Annotated in this window: 13 protein-coding genes; 2 read left to right on the plus strand and 11 right to left on the minus strand. The window is 73.2% G+C overall.

The genetic code is table 11. The features are described 5' to 3' along the window. Positions 1 to 92: 92 nt before the first annotated feature. Entirely contained in the window at positions 93 to 1,124 is a 1,032-nt protein-coding gene (locus tag ABEA15_RS23710; protein ID WP_344148640.1) for a neutral zinc metallopeptidase, read from the plus strand. 30 nt (positions 1,125 to 1,154) lie between these two features. Here ABEA15_RS23710 and ABEA15_RS23715 read toward each other — a convergent pair whose 3' ends face one another. From ABEA15_RS23715 to ABEA15_RS23750, 8 genes are all read right to left on the minus strand, one after another. Further along, positions 1,155 to 2,516, minus strand: a complete 1,362-nt coding sequence (locus tag ABEA15_RS23715; RefSeq protein ID WP_345559181.1) for an FAD-dependent oxidoreductase — start codon at positions 2,514 to 2,516, stop codon at positions 1,155 to 1,157. A gap of 189 nt (positions 2,517 to 2,705) precedes the next feature. Further along, positions 2,706 to 4,628, minus strand: coding sequence for a 1-deoxy-D-xylulose-5-phosphate synthase (dxs, locus tag ABEA15_RS23720; RefSeq protein ID WP_345559183.1), 1,923 nt, complete (start codon positions 4,626 to 4,628; stop codon positions 2,706 to 2,708). A gap of 110 nt (positions 4,629 to 4,738) precedes the next feature. Continuing rightward, positions 4,739 to 5,374, minus strand: a complete 636-nt coding sequence (gene mug, locus ABEA15_RS23725; protein WP_345559185.1) for a G/U mismatch-specific DNA glycosylase — start codon at positions 5,372 to 5,374, stop codon at positions 4,739 to 4,741. A gap of 10 nt (positions 5,375 to 5,384) precedes the next feature. Continuing rightward, a complete protein-coding gene (locus tag ABEA15_RS23730; protein ID WP_345559187.1) occupies positions 5,385 to 5,966 on the minus strand; it encodes a TSUP family transporter in 582 nt (193 codons plus the stop codon). 351 nt (positions 5,967 to 6,317) lie between these two features. Further along, positions 6,318 to 7,589 (minus strand): sugar ABC transporter permease, encoded by a 1,272-nt coding sequence (locus ABEA15_RS23735; protein ID WP_345559189.1) that lies wholly within the window; start codon positions 7,587 to 7,589, stop codon positions 6,318 to 6,320. Beyond that, positions 7,589 to 8,365 carry an ATP-binding cassette domain-containing protein gene (locus tag ABEA15_RS23740; protein ID WP_344148655.1) on the minus strand — a complete coding sequence of 259 codons (777 nt, stop codon included), beginning with the start codon at positions 8,363 to 8,365 and terminating at the stop codon, positions 7,589 to 7,591. The genes ABEA15_RS23735 and ABEA15_RS23740 overlap by 1 nt, the downstream gene beginning before the upstream one ends. A gap of 113 nt (positions 8,366 to 8,478) precedes the next feature. After that, on the minus strand, positions 8,479 to 9,591 hold the full coding sequence (locus ABEA15_RS23745; protein WP_344148704.1) for an ABC transporter substrate-binding protein: 1,113 nt from the start codon (positions 9,589 to 9,591) through the stop codon (positions 8,479 to 8,481). 267 nt (positions 9,592 to 9,858) lie between these two features. After that, complete coding sequence (locus ABEA15_RS23750; RefSeq protein WP_344148658.1) at positions 9,859 to 11,028, minus strand: ROK family transcriptional regulator; 1,170 nt, start codon at positions 11,026 to 11,028, stop codon at positions 9,859 to 9,861. Between the two features lie 58 nt (positions 11,029 to 11,086). On the opposite strand from ABEA15_RS23750, the gene ABEA15_RS23755 reads away from it, so the two are divergent. Beyond that, positions 11,087 to 11,689, plus strand: a complete 603-nt coding sequence (locus ABEA15_RS23755) for a nucleoside/nucleotide kinase family protein (RefSeq protein WP_345559191.1) — start codon at positions 11,087 to 11,089, stop codon at positions 11,687 to 11,689. A 171-nt stretch (positions 11,690 to 11,860) separates the two neighbouring features. Here the strand turns inward: ABEA15_RS23755 and ABEA15_RS23760 are convergent, their stop codons facing one another. The 3 genes from ABEA15_RS23760 to ABEA15_RS23770 form a co-directional block, all read right to left on the minus strand. Next, positions 11,861 to 12,076 carry a hypothetical protein gene (locus tag ABEA15_RS23760; RefSeq protein ID WP_344148664.1) on the minus strand — a complete coding sequence of 72 codons (216 nt, stop codon included), beginning with the start codon at positions 12,074 to 12,076 and terminating at the stop codon, positions 11,861 to 11,863. A gap of 161 nt (positions 12,077 to 12,237) precedes the next feature. Further along, positions 12,238 to 12,624: a hypothetical protein gene (locus tag ABEA15_RS23765; protein ID WP_344148667.1), complete on the minus strand. Its 387-nt coding sequence runs from the start codon at positions 12,622 to 12,624 to the stop codon at positions 12,238 to 12,240. A gap of 106 nt (positions 12,625 to 12,730) precedes the next feature. After that, on the minus strand, positions 12,731 to 14,578 hold the full coding sequence (locus tag ABEA15_RS23770) for a molybdopterin-dependent oxidoreductase (protein ID WP_345559194.1): 1,848 nt from the start codon (positions 14,576 to 14,578) through the stop codon (positions 12,731 to 12,733). Positions 14,579 to 14,737 lie beyond the last annotated feature (159 nt).

Here is a 14,737-nt window from a genome sequence, read left to right on the forward strand (position 1 = left end):
CAAGGAGTTGACTGCCTGTTTTGTCTTCCTAAGACCGCTTGGCCTCCGACTTCGCACAGCCGCATAGCCGCACAACCGAGAAGAGTCCCCCCGTGGAGCCCACCCCTGACGGCGAACGCCTGCCGGGGCCCGGCAGCCCTTCTGCGCCGACCGTCCCCCGATCCCCGCAGGCCGCGCCGGGCGCCGCGGCGCCCGGCGCGACCGCCTGGCCCGCCGCCGCGTGGGCCGCGAACGGCCCGCCGCCGCGCCCCGACCGCACACCGGTCGTGTGGGTGGCCGTGGCCGCCGCCGCGCTCACCTCGGTGACCACCTTCACGGTGTGCGTGCTGCTGGTGGTGCTGGCTCCCCCGGCACAGCAGCCGCAGCCCGCACCGGCGGCCGCGGACCCCGCCCGCCACACCAGCGAGGAGTTCGCCGCCCGCCCCGCCGCGGTCGAGGTGGACGTGACCGACCACCCGGCGTATGATTTGCCCGCCCCCGAGCCGGTGGCGTGCTCCCTGCCCGCGCTCGACCCCGATTCCGCCGACTCCTGGCGCGCCTTCAGCGGCACGCTCTCGGGGTGCCTGACCGAGCTGTGGCGGCCGCGGCTGGAGGAGCTGGGCCTGCGCTCCGTCGAGCCGGAGTTCCGGGTCACCCGCACCAACCCCGACGCGGGGTCCGGCCGCCAGGGCATGACCCTGGCCTACTACGAGGGCGAGCCGATGGCCGTCACCGTCGTGCTCCCCAACGTGACCAAGCTGGCCGCGCAGGTGCCGCAGACCGACCAGGTCGGCGTGTGGAGCCAGCTGCTGGCCCACGAGTACGGGCACCATGTGCAGCAGCTCGCCGGCATCCTCGACGTCAGCTACGCCCTGGAGCGCGAGGCGCCCGACGAAGAGGCGCGGATGGAGGCGCTGCGCCGCACGGAGCTGCAGGCCGAGTGCCTGTCCGGCGTCGCCATGCGGGGGCTGGAGGGTGTCGGCGACGACGAGATCGACCGGGTCGGCGCGTTCATCGCCGGCGGCAACGACTTGGACACCCACGGCTCGGGCGGCAACCGCCGCCACTGGTTCGACAGCGGCGCCCACCAGGACACCCTCGGCGCCTGCAACACCTATGCCGCGCCCGATTCCGAGATCCGCTGAGGCGCTCCCGCGCGGGGCCTGCCGGGCGCCTCAGCGGCCGATGGCGCCGTACATGTCCGACCAGCTGCGCAGCTTGACACGCTCGCCGCGGCCCAGGGCGGCGCCGAGCTCGGCCTCGGCGGCGTCGATGCTCAGCCAGTCGCCGTAGTAGGCGACCTCGGCGCCGCTGCCCCGCAGTACGTCCTCGACCGGCTCCAGCCCGCCGGAGGGGGCGGCGGCGCGCAGCTCGCCGGCGTCGTCGAGCAGGCTGCGCACCGTGGCGGCCGCGTCGGACTTGTTGGTGCCGATCACGCCGGTGGCGCCGCGCTTGACCCACCCGGCGACGTAGTCGCCCGGGCGCACCTCGCCGTCGGTGCCCAGCACCCGGCCCTCGCTGTGCGGGACGGTGCGCGTGTCCTCGTCGAAGGGCACCCCCGGCAAGGGGATACCCGCGTAGCCGATCGACCGGAAGACCATGCCGGCCTCGACCGTGTCGAAGGCGCCGGTGCCGCGCAGGCGCCCCTCGCCGTCCAGCTCGGTCTCCTCCACCTGCAGGCCGGCGGTGCGCTCGCCGCCCAGCACCGCGACCGGGCGCGCCCAGAACCGCAGCTCGATGCTGCGGGGGAGGTCGCGGGCGGGACGCGCGGCCCACTCGGACAGGATCTTGAGGTTGGTGCGCGCCGCGCGCGCGGCACCGAGCACGGCACTGCCGTTGGGATCGACGTCGACCTGCTCGGGCCGCACCCGCACCTCGGCGTTGTCGATCCTGCCGAGGTCGCGCAGCTCGGGCGCGGTGAACTTGGCCTGCAGCGGGCCGCGCCGGGCCAGCAGGGCGATGCGCCGGATCTTGCTGGCGGCCAGCACATCGAGCATGGGCTGGGGGACGTCGGTGCGGTGCAGCTCGTCGGCGCTCTTGGCCAGGATGCGCACGACGTCCAGGGCGACGTTGCCCGCCCCGACCACCGCGACCTCCTCGGAGTCGAGCAGGAAGGACTCGACCCCGGAGTCGGGGTGGCCGCAGTACCAGTTGACGAAGTCGGTGGCCGCCACGCTGCCCGGCAGGTCCTCGCCGGGAACGCCCATCCGGCGGTCGACGCTGGCGCCGGTGGCGAAGACGACCGCGTGGTAGGCGCGCGCCAGGCCCTCGCGGGTGAGGTGGCGCCCGAACTCCACGCCGCCCACGAACCGCACGCCGGGGCGCTCCAGCACCTCGCGCAGGGACCGGGCCACACCTTTGATCTTGAGGTGGTCGGGCGCGACACCGTAGCGCACCAGACCGTAGGGGGTGGGCAGCCGGTCGACGATGTCGACGGCCACCTCTTCACGGCTCTGCCTGGTGAGCGCGTCCGCGGCGTAGATACCGGCGGGGCCGGCGCCGATCACCGCCACCCGCAGGGGCTCGGGAGTGGTCATGGCCCCATTCTGACCCATAGCCCCGGCATCGCGCCGCATCGCCGGCACGGCGGTTCAGGCGCCGCGCCGGGCGCCGGTCGGGCCGCCGGGCGCCGCCTGGGACGGGGCCGGCGCCCGGCGTCGGGAACCGGGAGGGGGTGGGGAGCGGCGGGCGGCGGTGCGGCCCTCCCGTGATGGAGCGCGGGACCGCTACTTGCTCGCGGTTTCCTCGGCGGCCCGCCGGTCGGACTGGCGCGAGACGGTCTCGGTGAGCTTTCGGGCCAGGCTCTGGGGGGTCAGGCCCAGCTCGGCGAGGATGTCGTCGCGCTTGGCGTGGTGCAGGAACTCCTGCTCGATGCCGAAGGTGCGCACCGGGATGTCCAGTTCGGCGTCGCGCAGCGCGCGTGCCACGGCGTCGCCCACGGCGCCCACACGGCCGTTGTCCTCGACCACCGCGACCACCCGGTGGCGGGCGGCCTCCTCGACGAGCACCGGGTCGAGCGGCTTCACCCAGCGGGGGTCGACCACGGTGACGCCGATGCCCTGGTCGGCCATGCGGTCGGCGACCTCGCAGCAGGTCTGGGCCATGGGTCCCACGGCGACGAGCAGCAGGTCCTCGCTCTGGCCGCCGCGGATGGCCCGGCGCAGCACGTCCATCGAGCCGGTGCGCCCCACCGCCTCGATCTCGGGCGCAACCGCGCCGGTGGGGTAGCGCAGCACGGTAGGTGCGTCGTCGACGTCGACGGCCTCGCGAAGCTGCTCGCGCAGCCGGGGCGCGTCGCGCGGCACGGCCAGCCGCAGCCCGGGCACCACCTGCAGGATGGACAGGTCCCACATGCCGTGGTGGCTGGCGCCGTCGGGGCCGGTGACCCCGGAGCGGTCCAGGCAGAAGGTCACGCCCTGGCGGTGCAGGGCGGCGTCCATCAGAACCTGGTCGAAGCAGCGGTTGAGGAAGGTGGCGTAGACCGCGACGACGGGGTGCAGCCCGCCCATGGCCAGCGCGGTGGCCGAAGTCGCGGCGTGCTGCTCGGCGATGCCGACGTCGAAGCAGCGGTCGGGGTAGGCCTCGGCGAAAGGCGCCAGGCCCGTGGGGTGCAGCATCGCGGCGGTGATTCCCACGAGGTCGGACCGTTCGGCGCCGAGGGCGACCATCTCCCGGCTGAAGACCTTGGTCCACTTCTGCGGTGCGGGCGCGGGCTGCTCCCCCGTCGCCGGCGCGGGCTTGGCCGCGCCGATGGCGTGGAACTGGTCCTCCTCGTGGTTCTCGGCGGGGGCGTGGCCCTTGCCCTTCTGGGTCAGGCAGTGCACGATCACCGGGCCGCCGAAGTCGCGCGCGCGGCGCAGCGCCTTCTCCACCGCCTGCTCGTCGTGGCCGTCGATGGGGCCGAGGTACTTGAGGCCGAGGTCCTCGAACATCATCTGCGGCTGGATGGCGTCCTTGAGGCCCTTCTTCAGCCCGTGCAGCGCCTCGTACAGCGGCTGGCCCACCACCGGCGCCCGGTTCAGCGCGGTCTTGGCCAGATCGAGGGCCTGCTCGTAGCCCTGGGTCATGCGCAGGGACGCGAGGTGGTCGGCCAGGCCGCCGGTGGTCGGCGAGTAGGAGCGGCCGTTGTCGTTGACGACGATGACCACCCGGCGGTCGGGGGCGGACGCGATGTTGTTCAGCGCCTCCCAGGCCATGCCGCCGGTGAGGGCGCCGTCGCCCACCACGGCCACCACGGTGCGGTCGGAGCGGCGCTGGATGACGTTGGCCTTGGCCAGGCCGTCGGCGTAGGACAGGACCGTGGAGGCGTGGGAGTTCTCGATGAAGTCGTGCTCGGACTCCTCCCGCGAGGGGTAGCCCGACAGCCCGCCCTGGCTGCGCAGCTTGGAGAAGTCCCGGCGGCCGGTGAGGATCTTGTGGACGTAGGACTGGTGGCCGGTGTCGAAGAGGACCGGGTCGCGCGGCGAGTCGAAGACCCGGTGCAGCGCGAGGGTGAGCTCGACGACGCCCAGGTTGGGACCCAGGTGGCCTCCGGTGCGGGTGACCTCGGTGATGAGGAACTCCCGGATCTCGGCGGCAAGCCGCGGCAGGTTCTCCGCCGGTAGCCGCTTCAGGTCCTCCGGATTGCGCAGCGAGTCGAGTTGCGTCAACGTCTCGTCAGTCCCCTCGTCCGGCGTGTCCGCACAGCGGTGCCTCCTGCGCGCCCGGCACGCCCATCCTGCTCGGTTGCACCGAGTCTATGAGCCGCTCGATGCACGTGTTAACCGAACCCGCCACCCGTCCGCGCGGCCGCGGCCACCCGGCGCATCTCGGCCGCGATGCCGTCGGCGCTCCAATGGGCGTTGAGGCCGCTGGGGTTGGGCAGCACCCACACCGGCGTACCGACGATCGGCTCCGGGCGCGGGCCGATCCGGGCCGCCGGGTCGCCGAACGCCTGGCGGAAGGCGGTCACCCCCAGCACCGCCAGCGCCCCGGGCCGGTGCACGCGCAGCGTGCGCTCCAGGTCGGCGGCGCCCGCCCGCAGCTCCTCGGCGCTCAGCTCGTCGGCGCGCGCGGTGGTCCGGGCGGCCAGGTTGGTGATCCCCAGCCCCCATTGCGGGAGCAGGTCCTGCTCGTCGGGGCGCAGCCGCCGGGGGGTGAGGCCGGCCCGGTGCAGCGCGGGCCAGAACCGGTTGCCGGGGCGGGCGAAGTGGTGGCCGCTCCAGCCGGAGTAGAGGCCGGGGTTGATGCCGCAGAAGAGGATGTCCAGGCCGGGCGCGAGGATGTCGGGGATCACGGCGCCGCGGGCGGCCGCGAGCTCCTCCTTGCCGGGGCGCCGGGCGGGCCTGCCGCCGGGGCCGACCTCCTCGGGCTCCCGGGGCTCCTGTGCGTCCTCCGGGCTGCGTGGGGAGCTCATCGCCCCGAACCTACCCCAGCACCGACTGCACCAGCAGCACGGCGCCGGAGACGGTGACCACCGCGAGCAGGGCGGTCCGCATGCGGCCCGCGTCGACGACGCGGCACAGCGGGCGCCCGACCAGGAACCCGACCACCACGAAGGGCATCAGCCACAGTCCTGCGGCGGCCTCGTCGGCGTGCAGTTCGCCGCCCGCGGCCAGCATGCCCAGCGACATCAGGGCGCTGACGAGGAAGTAGGCGCCCAGGGTGCCGCGGATGCGGCTCGCGCTCTCGTGCTGGTAGAGCAGCGCGACGGGCGGCCCGCCGATGGAGGTCGCGGTGCCCGTGAACCCGGACACCAGTCCGGCGGCCAGCAGCGACCGGCGCCGGATGCGCACCCGCACCTCGCGGACCGACAGGGCCACCGCGACCAGCACCATCGCACCCACCCCGCCCGCGATCACCTCGGGGTCCGCGGTGGCCACGAGCCACACCCCGGCCAGCGAGCCGGGGGTGCGCCCCACGACGGCCCAGAACAGCCCGTGCCGGTCGATGCCGCGCCATTCCACCGCCACCGTGAACGCGGGCAGTACACAGGTGGCGATCAGCATCGCCCCCGGAAGTCGGAGGCCAAGCGGGTCTTAGGAAGACAAAACAGGCAGTCAACTCCTTGGCTCACAGAACGACATGGCTACGATCCGACTTGCCCAGCAGCACGGCCGTGCCCGCTACCAGAAGGAAGGAGAGTTCGGGCATAGGAGGCCGACGCTATATCCCCCTTTGTCCGATCGGAACTGAGGGGTAGGGCCATGGGACCTCTTCCGGCTCCGCCCCTGCACAGGGCGGCGCCCCCAGAGGGGAGGGGCTCTGGGGGCGCCGGGGGCGGCCGCACCGCACCGGGGGTGGGAGAGGGACGGGGCGGCCGGGGATGCGTGCGCCGGGAGTGCGCACGCGGGGGTCGATCAGCCTCCTCGTGCGTGCGCGCGGCGGCTGCGGCGCGACATCGCGTCGAGGGTGACGGCGATCAGCAGCACCAGGGCGGTGATCATGAACCGCACCGGGGTGCCCATCTGCAGCAGGTACAGGCCCGAGGTGATGGCGCCCAGCACCAGTCCGCCCAGCAGGGCGGAGTAGGCGTTGCCGCGACCGCCGAAGAGGCTGGTTCCGCCGATGACCGCGGCGGCGATGCCCATCATCAGCTCCTCGCCGGCAGCGGTGTCCAGGCTGGCCGAGAAGGAGCGCGAGACCAGCATGATGCCGCCCATGGCCGAGAGCATCGAGGCCAGGGCGAACACCGAGATCCGCACCCGGTCGACGTTGATACCGGCGCGGCGGGCCGCTTCGGCGCCGCCGCCGACCGCGAAGACCATGCGCCCGTAGCGGGTCTTGCGCAGCATCAGGTCGAAGGCGACCACGAACCCGACGAAGATCAGGAACGCCAGGGGCACGCCCTTGTACTGGTTGAGCACGTAGACCGCGCCGAAGACCGGGACGGCCAGGGCGAGGCTGCGCACCGCGATCTCCAGCGGCGACATGGCGACGAGACCGGCGGCCGCGCGGCGGCGCTCCCCGTAGAGGGTGAAGACCACGAACGCGCCCACCGCCACGGCCGCGATGCCCCAGCCGAAGGCCGGCACGAAGAACGTGTGGGTGAGAGCGGCGATGGGACCGCTGTCGCTGATGTTGATCGTGCCGTCGCTGCCCAGCAGCTGCAGCTGCACCCCCTGCCAGCCCAGCAGGCCCGCCAGGGTGACGACGAACGCCGGCACGCCGACCTTCGCGAACATGGTTCCGTGCAGGATGCCGATGACCAGGCCGGTGGCGGCCGCGGCGGCGATGGCGAGCCATTCCGACACGCCCATCCGCACCGCCAGCACGGCCAGGACCGCCGCCGAGGCGCCGGCCACCGAGCCGATCGACAGGTCGATCTCGCCCAGCAGCAGCACCATGATGACGCCCGTGGTCATCAGGCCTACACCGGCGATCTGGACCGTCAGGTTGGAGAGGTTCTGCGGCGAGAGGAACCGCTCGTGCATGAGCTGGAAGACGATGCAGATGAGGATGAGGCCGACGATCACCGGCAGCGGGCCGAGCTCGCCGCCGCGGATCCGGCGCTTGAGCGCGGCCAGCAGGCTCGCGGGGCTGGTGCGGGTGACGATCAGCCGCGGGTCCTGATCGAACGCGGGGTCCTTGCCGGTTCCGGCGTCACTGGAGGCGGGTGCTTGCTGTGCCATCACGCTTCCTCCGTCCGGGTCGCCGAAGCGCGGCGGGAGACCGGGTTGTCGGACGCGCCGGTGATGGCCGCCACGATCTCCTCGTAGCTGGTGTCCTCGACGCCGAAGTCGCCGGCGTTGCGTCCCAGGCGCAGCACCGCGGCCCGGTCGGCGACCGCGCGGACGTCGGCCATGTTGTGGCTGATGATGAGGACGCCGAGTCCCCGGTCGCGCAGGCGCTCGATCAGGTCGAGCACCTGGGCGGTCTGGGCCACGCCCAGCGCGGCGGTGGGCTCGTCCAGCAGCACGACCTTCGGCTCGCCCAGCAGCGAACGGGCGATCGCGATGATCTGCCGCTGCCCGCCGGAGAGGGAGGCGACGGGCACCCGGAGGCTGGGCATCTTGACCGAGAGGGAGTCGAGCAGCTTCAGCGCCCGCCGCTCCATCTCGACCTCGTCGAGGGCGCCGAAGGCGGTCTTCTCGACGCCCAGGAACAGGTTGGCGACGATGTCCAGGTTGTCGCACAACGCGAGGTCCTGGTAGATCGTCGCGATCCCCAGGCGCTGGGCGTCGGCGGGCCGGCCGATCTCGACCGGCTTGCCCTCCCAGAGGATGTCGCCGCTGTCGGCGGGGTTCACCCCGGCGATCACTTTGACGAGGGTGGATTTGCCCGCGCCGTTGTCACCCAGGAGGGCGACGACCTCCCCCGGGCGGACCGAAAGGTCCACCTGGTTGAGCGCCTGTACAGCGCCGAAGCTCTTGGATATCCCGGACAGTTCCAGGACTGGTCTACTCAATGTCGCGTCCTTTAGGCTGCGCCCACGACGGGAGTCGCGTGTCTCGTGTGGTCCCGTTCTCAAGACGGGCGCCGGTTAGCGGACCGGCGCCCGTCCTTCGCGCGGCGTACGCGCTACTGCTCGTCGATGCTCTTGCAGAAGTCGCTGTCGGCGAACCGCTGCGTGCAGATCTCGTCGACGGTGTAGAAGCCGTCGGAGATCACGGTGTCCTCGATCTCGTCGACGGTCACCGGCACCGGCTCGATCAGCACGGACTTGACCTCCTTGCCGTCGCCGTCCTTGACCTTGGTCAGGCCGTAGTCGTCGCCGCCCTGGTACTTCTCGCCGGTGGCCGCGGCCACCGCCATCTCGGCGGCGATGCGGGCCTCGGGCCGGATGGCCTTGTAGACGGTCATGTACTGCTCGCCGCTGACCAGGCGCTGGATACCGGCGATCTCGGCGTCCTGACCCGTGATGGGGGGCAGGTCGTCGACGCCGGCGCTCTTCAGCGCGGCCACGACGCCCGCGGCCATGCCGTCGTTGGCGACGTAGACCCCGTCGATCTCGTCAGCGCCGACGGAGGTGATGGCCTGCTCCATCTCGGTCTGCGCCTCGTCGGGGTTCCACTCCGGGGTGTCGTACTCGGCGGCGATCTCGACCTGGCCGTCCAGGACGTCGTGCGCGCCCTTCTTGAACAGGGCGGCGTTGGGGTCGGTCGGCGAGCCGTTGATCATCACGATCTTGGCGTCCTCGCCGGCGCCCTCCTCGTCGAGCGCCTGGAGCAGCGACTGGCCCTGCACCTCGCCCACGCGGCGGTTGTCGAAGGAGACGTAGTAGTCCACGCCGCCCTGGGCCAGGCGGTCGTAGGCGACGACCGGAACGCCCTGGCTCTTGGCGTTCTTGACGATGCCCGAGGCGGACTCGGCGTCGACCGCGTCGAGCACGAGCACGTCCACGCCCGAGGTCAGCATCGCCTCAGCCTGGGACTGCTGCTTGGAGGTCTCCTGGTCGGCGTTCTGGTAGAGAAGCTCGCACTTCTCGCAGATCTCCTTGAGCGACTCCTGGAAGTACGGCTTGTCGAACTCCTCGTACCGCGCCGTCTTGGTCTCCGGCAGGAGCAGTCCGACCTTGAAGCCCTCCTCCACGCTCGCTGTGCCGCCTTCGTCCGAGGCGCCGGTGGTGGTGGCGCCGCAGCCGGTCGCGAGCAGGGACAGTGCCGCTGCCGCCCCGACCGCGGCGCGGAACATGAATCCGCTTCGCTTATTCAACGGGTTGACCTCCTCTTGCGGTCCCCGAGCCGGATTGCGTGGGGGACATCCAGCGCAGTTGTGCGCCGGATCACTCGGTGGACCAATGCGGTGAAGTCAAACCCCTCCGCGTGTTGACGTCAAGCCTTGAACACATAACCGAAGTGTCACAGACAGTTCATTCAACCGCTGAAGCCAGAAAAACCGCAGGTTAGAGCCATGATGCCCGAAAAGTGAAGGTCCGTGAACCGTGCTGCGATTTTACGGTCAGGTCTCCGCGGCCGCGGCGGCCGCCAGCAGCAGCGCGCCCCGCAGGGCCGCATCATCGCCCAGGTCACCGCGCACGATGCCCATCTGCGAGAGCGCGCTGCCCAGCGTTCCCAGCTCCAGCGAACGGCGCACCGGCTCCAGCAGCGCCTCGCCGGCCTCCATCAGCTCGCCGCCCAGCACCACCAGCTCCGGGTTGAACGTGTTGGCCAGCACGCCCAGCCCGCGCCCGAGCGCGGCGCCGGCCTCGGCCACCACCCTGCGGCACCCCGGGTCGCCCTCCTCGGCGGCGGCGACCAGTTGCGAGACGTTCGCGGGCGTCTGCTCGCCCTGCTGGGGGAGCATCCCCAGCAGGTAGGGCGAGCCCAACACGGTCTCCAGGCACCCGCGGTTTCCGCAGCGGCACACCTGCCCGCGCTCGTCCAGGCCGATGTGCCCGATCTCGCCCGCCGTGCCGCCGGCGCCGCGGAAGAGCCGACCGTTCACGACGATACCGGCGCCCACGCCTTCGCTGATGTGCACGTAGATGAGGTGTTCGCAGCCCGCGGCGGCGCCGCCGCGCATTTCGGCCAGCGCGCACAGGTTGGCGTCGTTCTCCGCCTGGACCGGCACGCGCAGCCGCGCCGACAGCGCCTGGGCCGGGCGGAACCCGGCCCACCTCGGCATGCAGGTGATGGCGCCGATCTCGCCGGTACCGAGGTCGACGGGGCCGGGCACGGAGGCGGTGGCGGCGGCGATGGTCGCGTGGTCCACCCGCAGGCGCGTCAGCAGCGTCTCGACCAGCCACACCGCCCGCCGCACGGCGCGCTCGGGCTCGGCGCCGGTGTCGTAGGCGATGCTCTCGCGGGCCAGCACCGAACCCTGGCTGTCACCCAGGGCGGCGGTGAGGCGGTCCAGGGTGAAGTCCAGCGCGACGACGGCGCCGGGCGGGCGGATCAGCGTGACCGCCCGGGCCCGGCGGCCGTTGGAGGAGGTCTCGCGCACCGAGACGGTGCCCGCCGCGCGCAGGTTGCGTACGATGTTGGAGACGCTGGCCGGCGAGAGACCGGTGCCCCGGGCGAGTTCGGCCTGGGTCAGGGTCCCCCCGCTGCTCAGCGCGTCCACGACGCGCTGCTGGTTGGCCCGCCGCAGCGCCGCCTGGGAGCCGGGTGTCACCTCGACGTCGGTCACGGGCCCTCTCCTCAGGTGCTGAACGCAGGCGCTGCTGGTGAAAGGGAGCTTACAAGACTTGAATTCAGCGCGGGATCCGGGCCCCGGCCGCTGCGCGCCCGCGCTGAGCACAGCCGGCGACGACTGGGTCCGCACCCTGGCCGCGATGCTGCGCGACGCGCAGGCGCGGGCCGGAGGCCGTCGGGTGATGGCCGTGGAAGGCCGGTCGGGAGCGGGCAAGACCGAGCTCGCCGGACGCGTCGCCGCCCACATCGGCTGCCCTCTGCTGCACATGGACGACGTCTATCCCGGCTGGCAGGGTTTGGAGGCGTCGGTGCCGCTCGTGCGCGAGTGGATCCTGGAGCCGCTTGCGCGCGGTGAGGACCCGCGCTGGCGGCGCTACGACTGGGAGCGCGGCGCGCCGGGGCCGTGGCAGCGGACGCCCGTCGAGGGGCTGCTGGTCATCGAGGGCTGCGGGTCGGGCGGCCGGGAGCTGCGCCCGTTCCTGTCGCTGCTGGCCTGGGTGCACGCACCGCACGACGTTCGCCAGGCGCGACTGGACCGGCGCGCCGACGCCGCCGCCTACGCCCCCTACCGTTCGATGTGGGCGCGCCAGGAGGAGGCGTTCTACGCCGGCCACCGGCCGCGCGAGCACGCCGACGTGGTCGTACACAACCCCTGACCCGGCACGCACGCGCTGATCCGGTGGTCAGGGTGGAGCGCCCCGAGCGCGGCGAGGGACGCCGGAGCCTCCCACACATGTAGGCACTGCCGTCCAGGTTCGGCCTGTTCGGCAGCCCACGGCAACCCGTGAGCGGGGTTCCGGTCTTGACGCGAACCCTTTGCCTGCCGTCTAGTACCCGCCGCCGTCCTCGCCGTCCTCGTTCTCGCCGTCCTCGCCGCCGTCCTCGCCCTCGCCCTCGCCGCCTTCGCCCTCCTCCTGCTGCTGGGAGTCCTCGCCGTCGCCGCCCGAGTCGTCGTTGCAGGCGGCGAGCGAGAAGACGGCGGCCAGGCCGATGGCTCCCGCGGCGACCAAGCGCCGCAGCGTGCCCACGTTCCGCGTGTGCATCCGGCTCCTCCTCGAAGTGGGACGCCCCGCGCCGATGCCGTCGGCCGCGTATTCCGGCCGATCGGCGCATGTCGGCGACGCGGCGAGTCTAACCCTCCGTACCGGCGGCGGCCAGGAACCGCGGCGGCGGGCCCGCTGCCTGCGCCGCGGGCCCGTGCGGGCTACCGGTCGTCCTGCATGTCCCCGCCTTCGTCCTGCATGCCCTCGTCGCCGCCCATGGACTCCCCCTCGTCCATGCCGTCGCCGGAGCCCTCGTCGGCGGAGTCCTCGCCGCCCATGCCGTCGCCGGAGCCCTCGTCCATGGACTCCTCACCACCCATGTCCTCCTCTCCGCCGTCCTCCATGCTCTCGCCGCCTCCCTCGTCCTGCATGCCCTCTTCCGCGCCCTCGTCCTGCATGCTCTCCTCGCCGCCGCCGTCCTGTTCGGCGCTGACCTCGTCGCCGCCGCCCGAGCCGCCGTTGCAGGCGGCCAACGAGAGAATCGCGGCCAGGCCGATGGCTCCGGCGGCGACCAGGCGGCGCAGGGTGCTGAGGGGTCCGGTGGACATGGGTGTCTCCTCGTACTCGTTCGATCACATGGTGGCGCCGCCGCAGGACACGGCGGGGCCGGGCCGCGGGGCCGGGCGGCCCCGCGGAGTTCGTGGGGAGGCCGTCCTAGGAGACGGTCACGTCGACGGTGTGGTAGCCGGTGGCGCCGTCGGGGGCGGGCCGCGCCTCGTCGGCGGTCTGGGTATGGCCCGACCGGTCGGAGGCGCGCACGCTGATCCGGTGCTCGCCGGGCTCGGCGTCCCAGTCCAGGACCCACTGGCGCCAGGTGTCGGCGGTGTCCTCTGCGGCCAGGCGCGCCGGCTGCCACGGGCCGTCGTCCACGCGGACCTCGACCCGGTCCACACCGACGTTCTGCGCCCAGGCCACGCCGGCGACGGGCACTGTTCCGGCGGCCACCTCAGCGCCCGCGCGCGGGGTGCCGATGCGCGACTGGGTCTTGATCGGCGCCCGCTGCGCCCAGCCGCGCGGCACCCAGTAGGCGTCGAAGGCGTCGAAGGTGGTCAGCTCCATCTCCTCGATCCACTTGCACGCCGAGACGTAGCCGTAGAGGCCGGGCACCACGACCCGGGCGGGGAACCCGTGGTCGGCGGGCAGCGGCCGGCCGTTCATGCCGATGGCCAGCATGGCGTCGCGGCCGTCCATCACCGCCTCGACGGGGGTGCCGATCGTCATGCCGTCCGTGGAGCGTGAGACGAGCTGGTCGGCCCGGCCGCCCTCGCCGGGCGGGCGGACGCCCGCCTCGCGCAGCAGTGCGGCCAACGGCACGCCGATCCAGCGCGCGTTGCCGACGTAGGAGCCGCCCACCGGGTTGGAGACGCAGGCCAGGGTGACGTCGCGCTCGACCAGGTCGGTGCGCTCCAGCAGGTCGGCGTAGGTGTACTCGCGCTCGCTCGCGCCGCGGCCGTGGATGCGCAGCCGCCAGCTCGTGGCGTCGATGCGCGGGATCGACAGGGCGGTGTCGACGCGGTAGAAGTCGCCGTTGGGCGTGAAGAAGGAGCTGAGCCCGTCGACGTCGAGTTCGGCTCCATCGGGCAGCGGCGGAGCCGGGGAGTCGGGGCGGGGCAGCCGGACCGCCTCGCGGCTCGCTTCGACACCGGCCTGCGCGGTGGCGTACCACCGGCCGCCGGTCCCGGCGCCCGCCGAGAGCAGGGCCGCCGAGCCGGCCAGCAGGACGAACCTGCGGCGGTCGAACCCGCCCGGAGCCGCGGTCGGCGCGGCTGTCGGGCCGCTGTCGGCAGGCGCGGGGGCTGCCTGGGCACCCGCGGAGGGCGGAGTGTCGGCGCCGGTCGGAGTGCCGGCTTCGGACAGGGAGTACGCGCCGGCGGCGGTGTCGGCAGAGGCGTCTGCGGCCGCGGGCTCCGCGTCCTCGTCGGCGTTTCGCGCTCCGGCCGTATCGGCGGCGATCCCCTCGGCGGCGACCGCGTCCTGCCCGCCCGGCTGCGCTGCACCGGGCGCGGACGGGCTCTGTGGCGGAGCGGCACGCACCAGCACACGCAGCAGGATCAGCGCCACCACTCCCCCGGCCACCGAGGGCAGCGCGTAGACCGCGTCCGCCTCCGGCCGGGTCAGGGCGGCGGCACCGGCGATCACGGCCAGCGCGGCGATCCCGGCGTCGCCGACCCACGCGCGCCGCAGCGCTCCGACGCCGATCGCGGCCACGAAGAGCGCGAGCAGCACCGCGGTGCCGGCGACGAGCAGCGGCCGGTCGGCCTCGCCCACCGCAGCGATCGCGAACTCCCGCAGCGCCTGCGGGGTGAGGTCGATGACGGCCTGGCCGACCGCGATCAGCGGGGTCGCCTGGGGGCGGATCAGGGCACCGGCGATCTCGGCCGTACCCAGGGCCGCGCCTGCGGCGATCAGGCCGCACAGCGCGCCGACGAGCGGGCGGGGGCGCTCCGGCGGCGGCTGGGCGCCTGCCGGTTCTGCCGCCGAGGTGTTTTGATGATCGGACACGCCCCTGCTTCGGAGCTGCTACCGGTGGGGAGACGACCCGTTCGATAACGAAGAGGTAACAGCGTTCGCGCGGGTCGGGCACCGGGGTCGCCTCCGCCGCCGCGACTCCGAATGCAGGAGGGAACACGACGAGACGTGCCGGAACCGAGGACGGTGACA

The organism is Streptomonospora halophila, assembly GCF_039542725.1.
GTDB lineage: Bacteria > Actinomycetota > Actinomycetes > Streptosporangiales > Streptosporangiaceae > Streptomonospora > Streptomonospora halophila.

What these genes read in the sequence shown, in the direction of transcription:
- ABEA15_RS23735 (WP_345559189.1), bottom strand. Translation starts at nt 7,589, where the DNA reads ATGGCACAGCAAGCACCCGCCTCCAGTGACGCCGGAACCGGCAAGGAC.
- ABEA15_RS23730 (WP_345559187.1), bottom strand. Translation starts at nt 5,966, where the DNA reads ATGCTGATCGCCACCTGTGTACTGCCCGCGTTCACGGTGGCGGTGGAA.
- ABEA15_RS23760 (WP_344148664.1), bottom strand. Translation starts at nt 12,076, where the DNA reads ATGCACACGCGGAACGTGGGCACGCTGCGGCGCTTGGTCGCCGCGGGA.
- mug (WP_345559185.1), bottom strand. Translation starts at nt 5,374, where the DNA reads ATGAGCTCCCCACGCAGCCCGGAGGACGCACAGGAGCCCCGGGAGCCC.
- ABEA15_RS23715 (WP_345559181.1), bottom strand. Translation starts at nt 2,516, where the DNA reads ATGACCACTCCCGAGCCCCTGCGGGTGGCGGTGATCGGCGCCGGCCCC.
- ABEA15_RS23765 (WP_344148667.1), bottom strand. Translation starts at nt 12,624, where the DNA reads ATGTCCACCGGACCCCTCAGCACCCTGCGCCGCCTGGTCGCCGCCGGA.
- ABEA15_RS23745 (WP_344148704.1), bottom strand. Translation starts at nt 9,591, where the DNA reads ATGTTCCGCGCCGCGGTCGGGGCGGCAGCGGCACTGTCCCTGCTCGCG.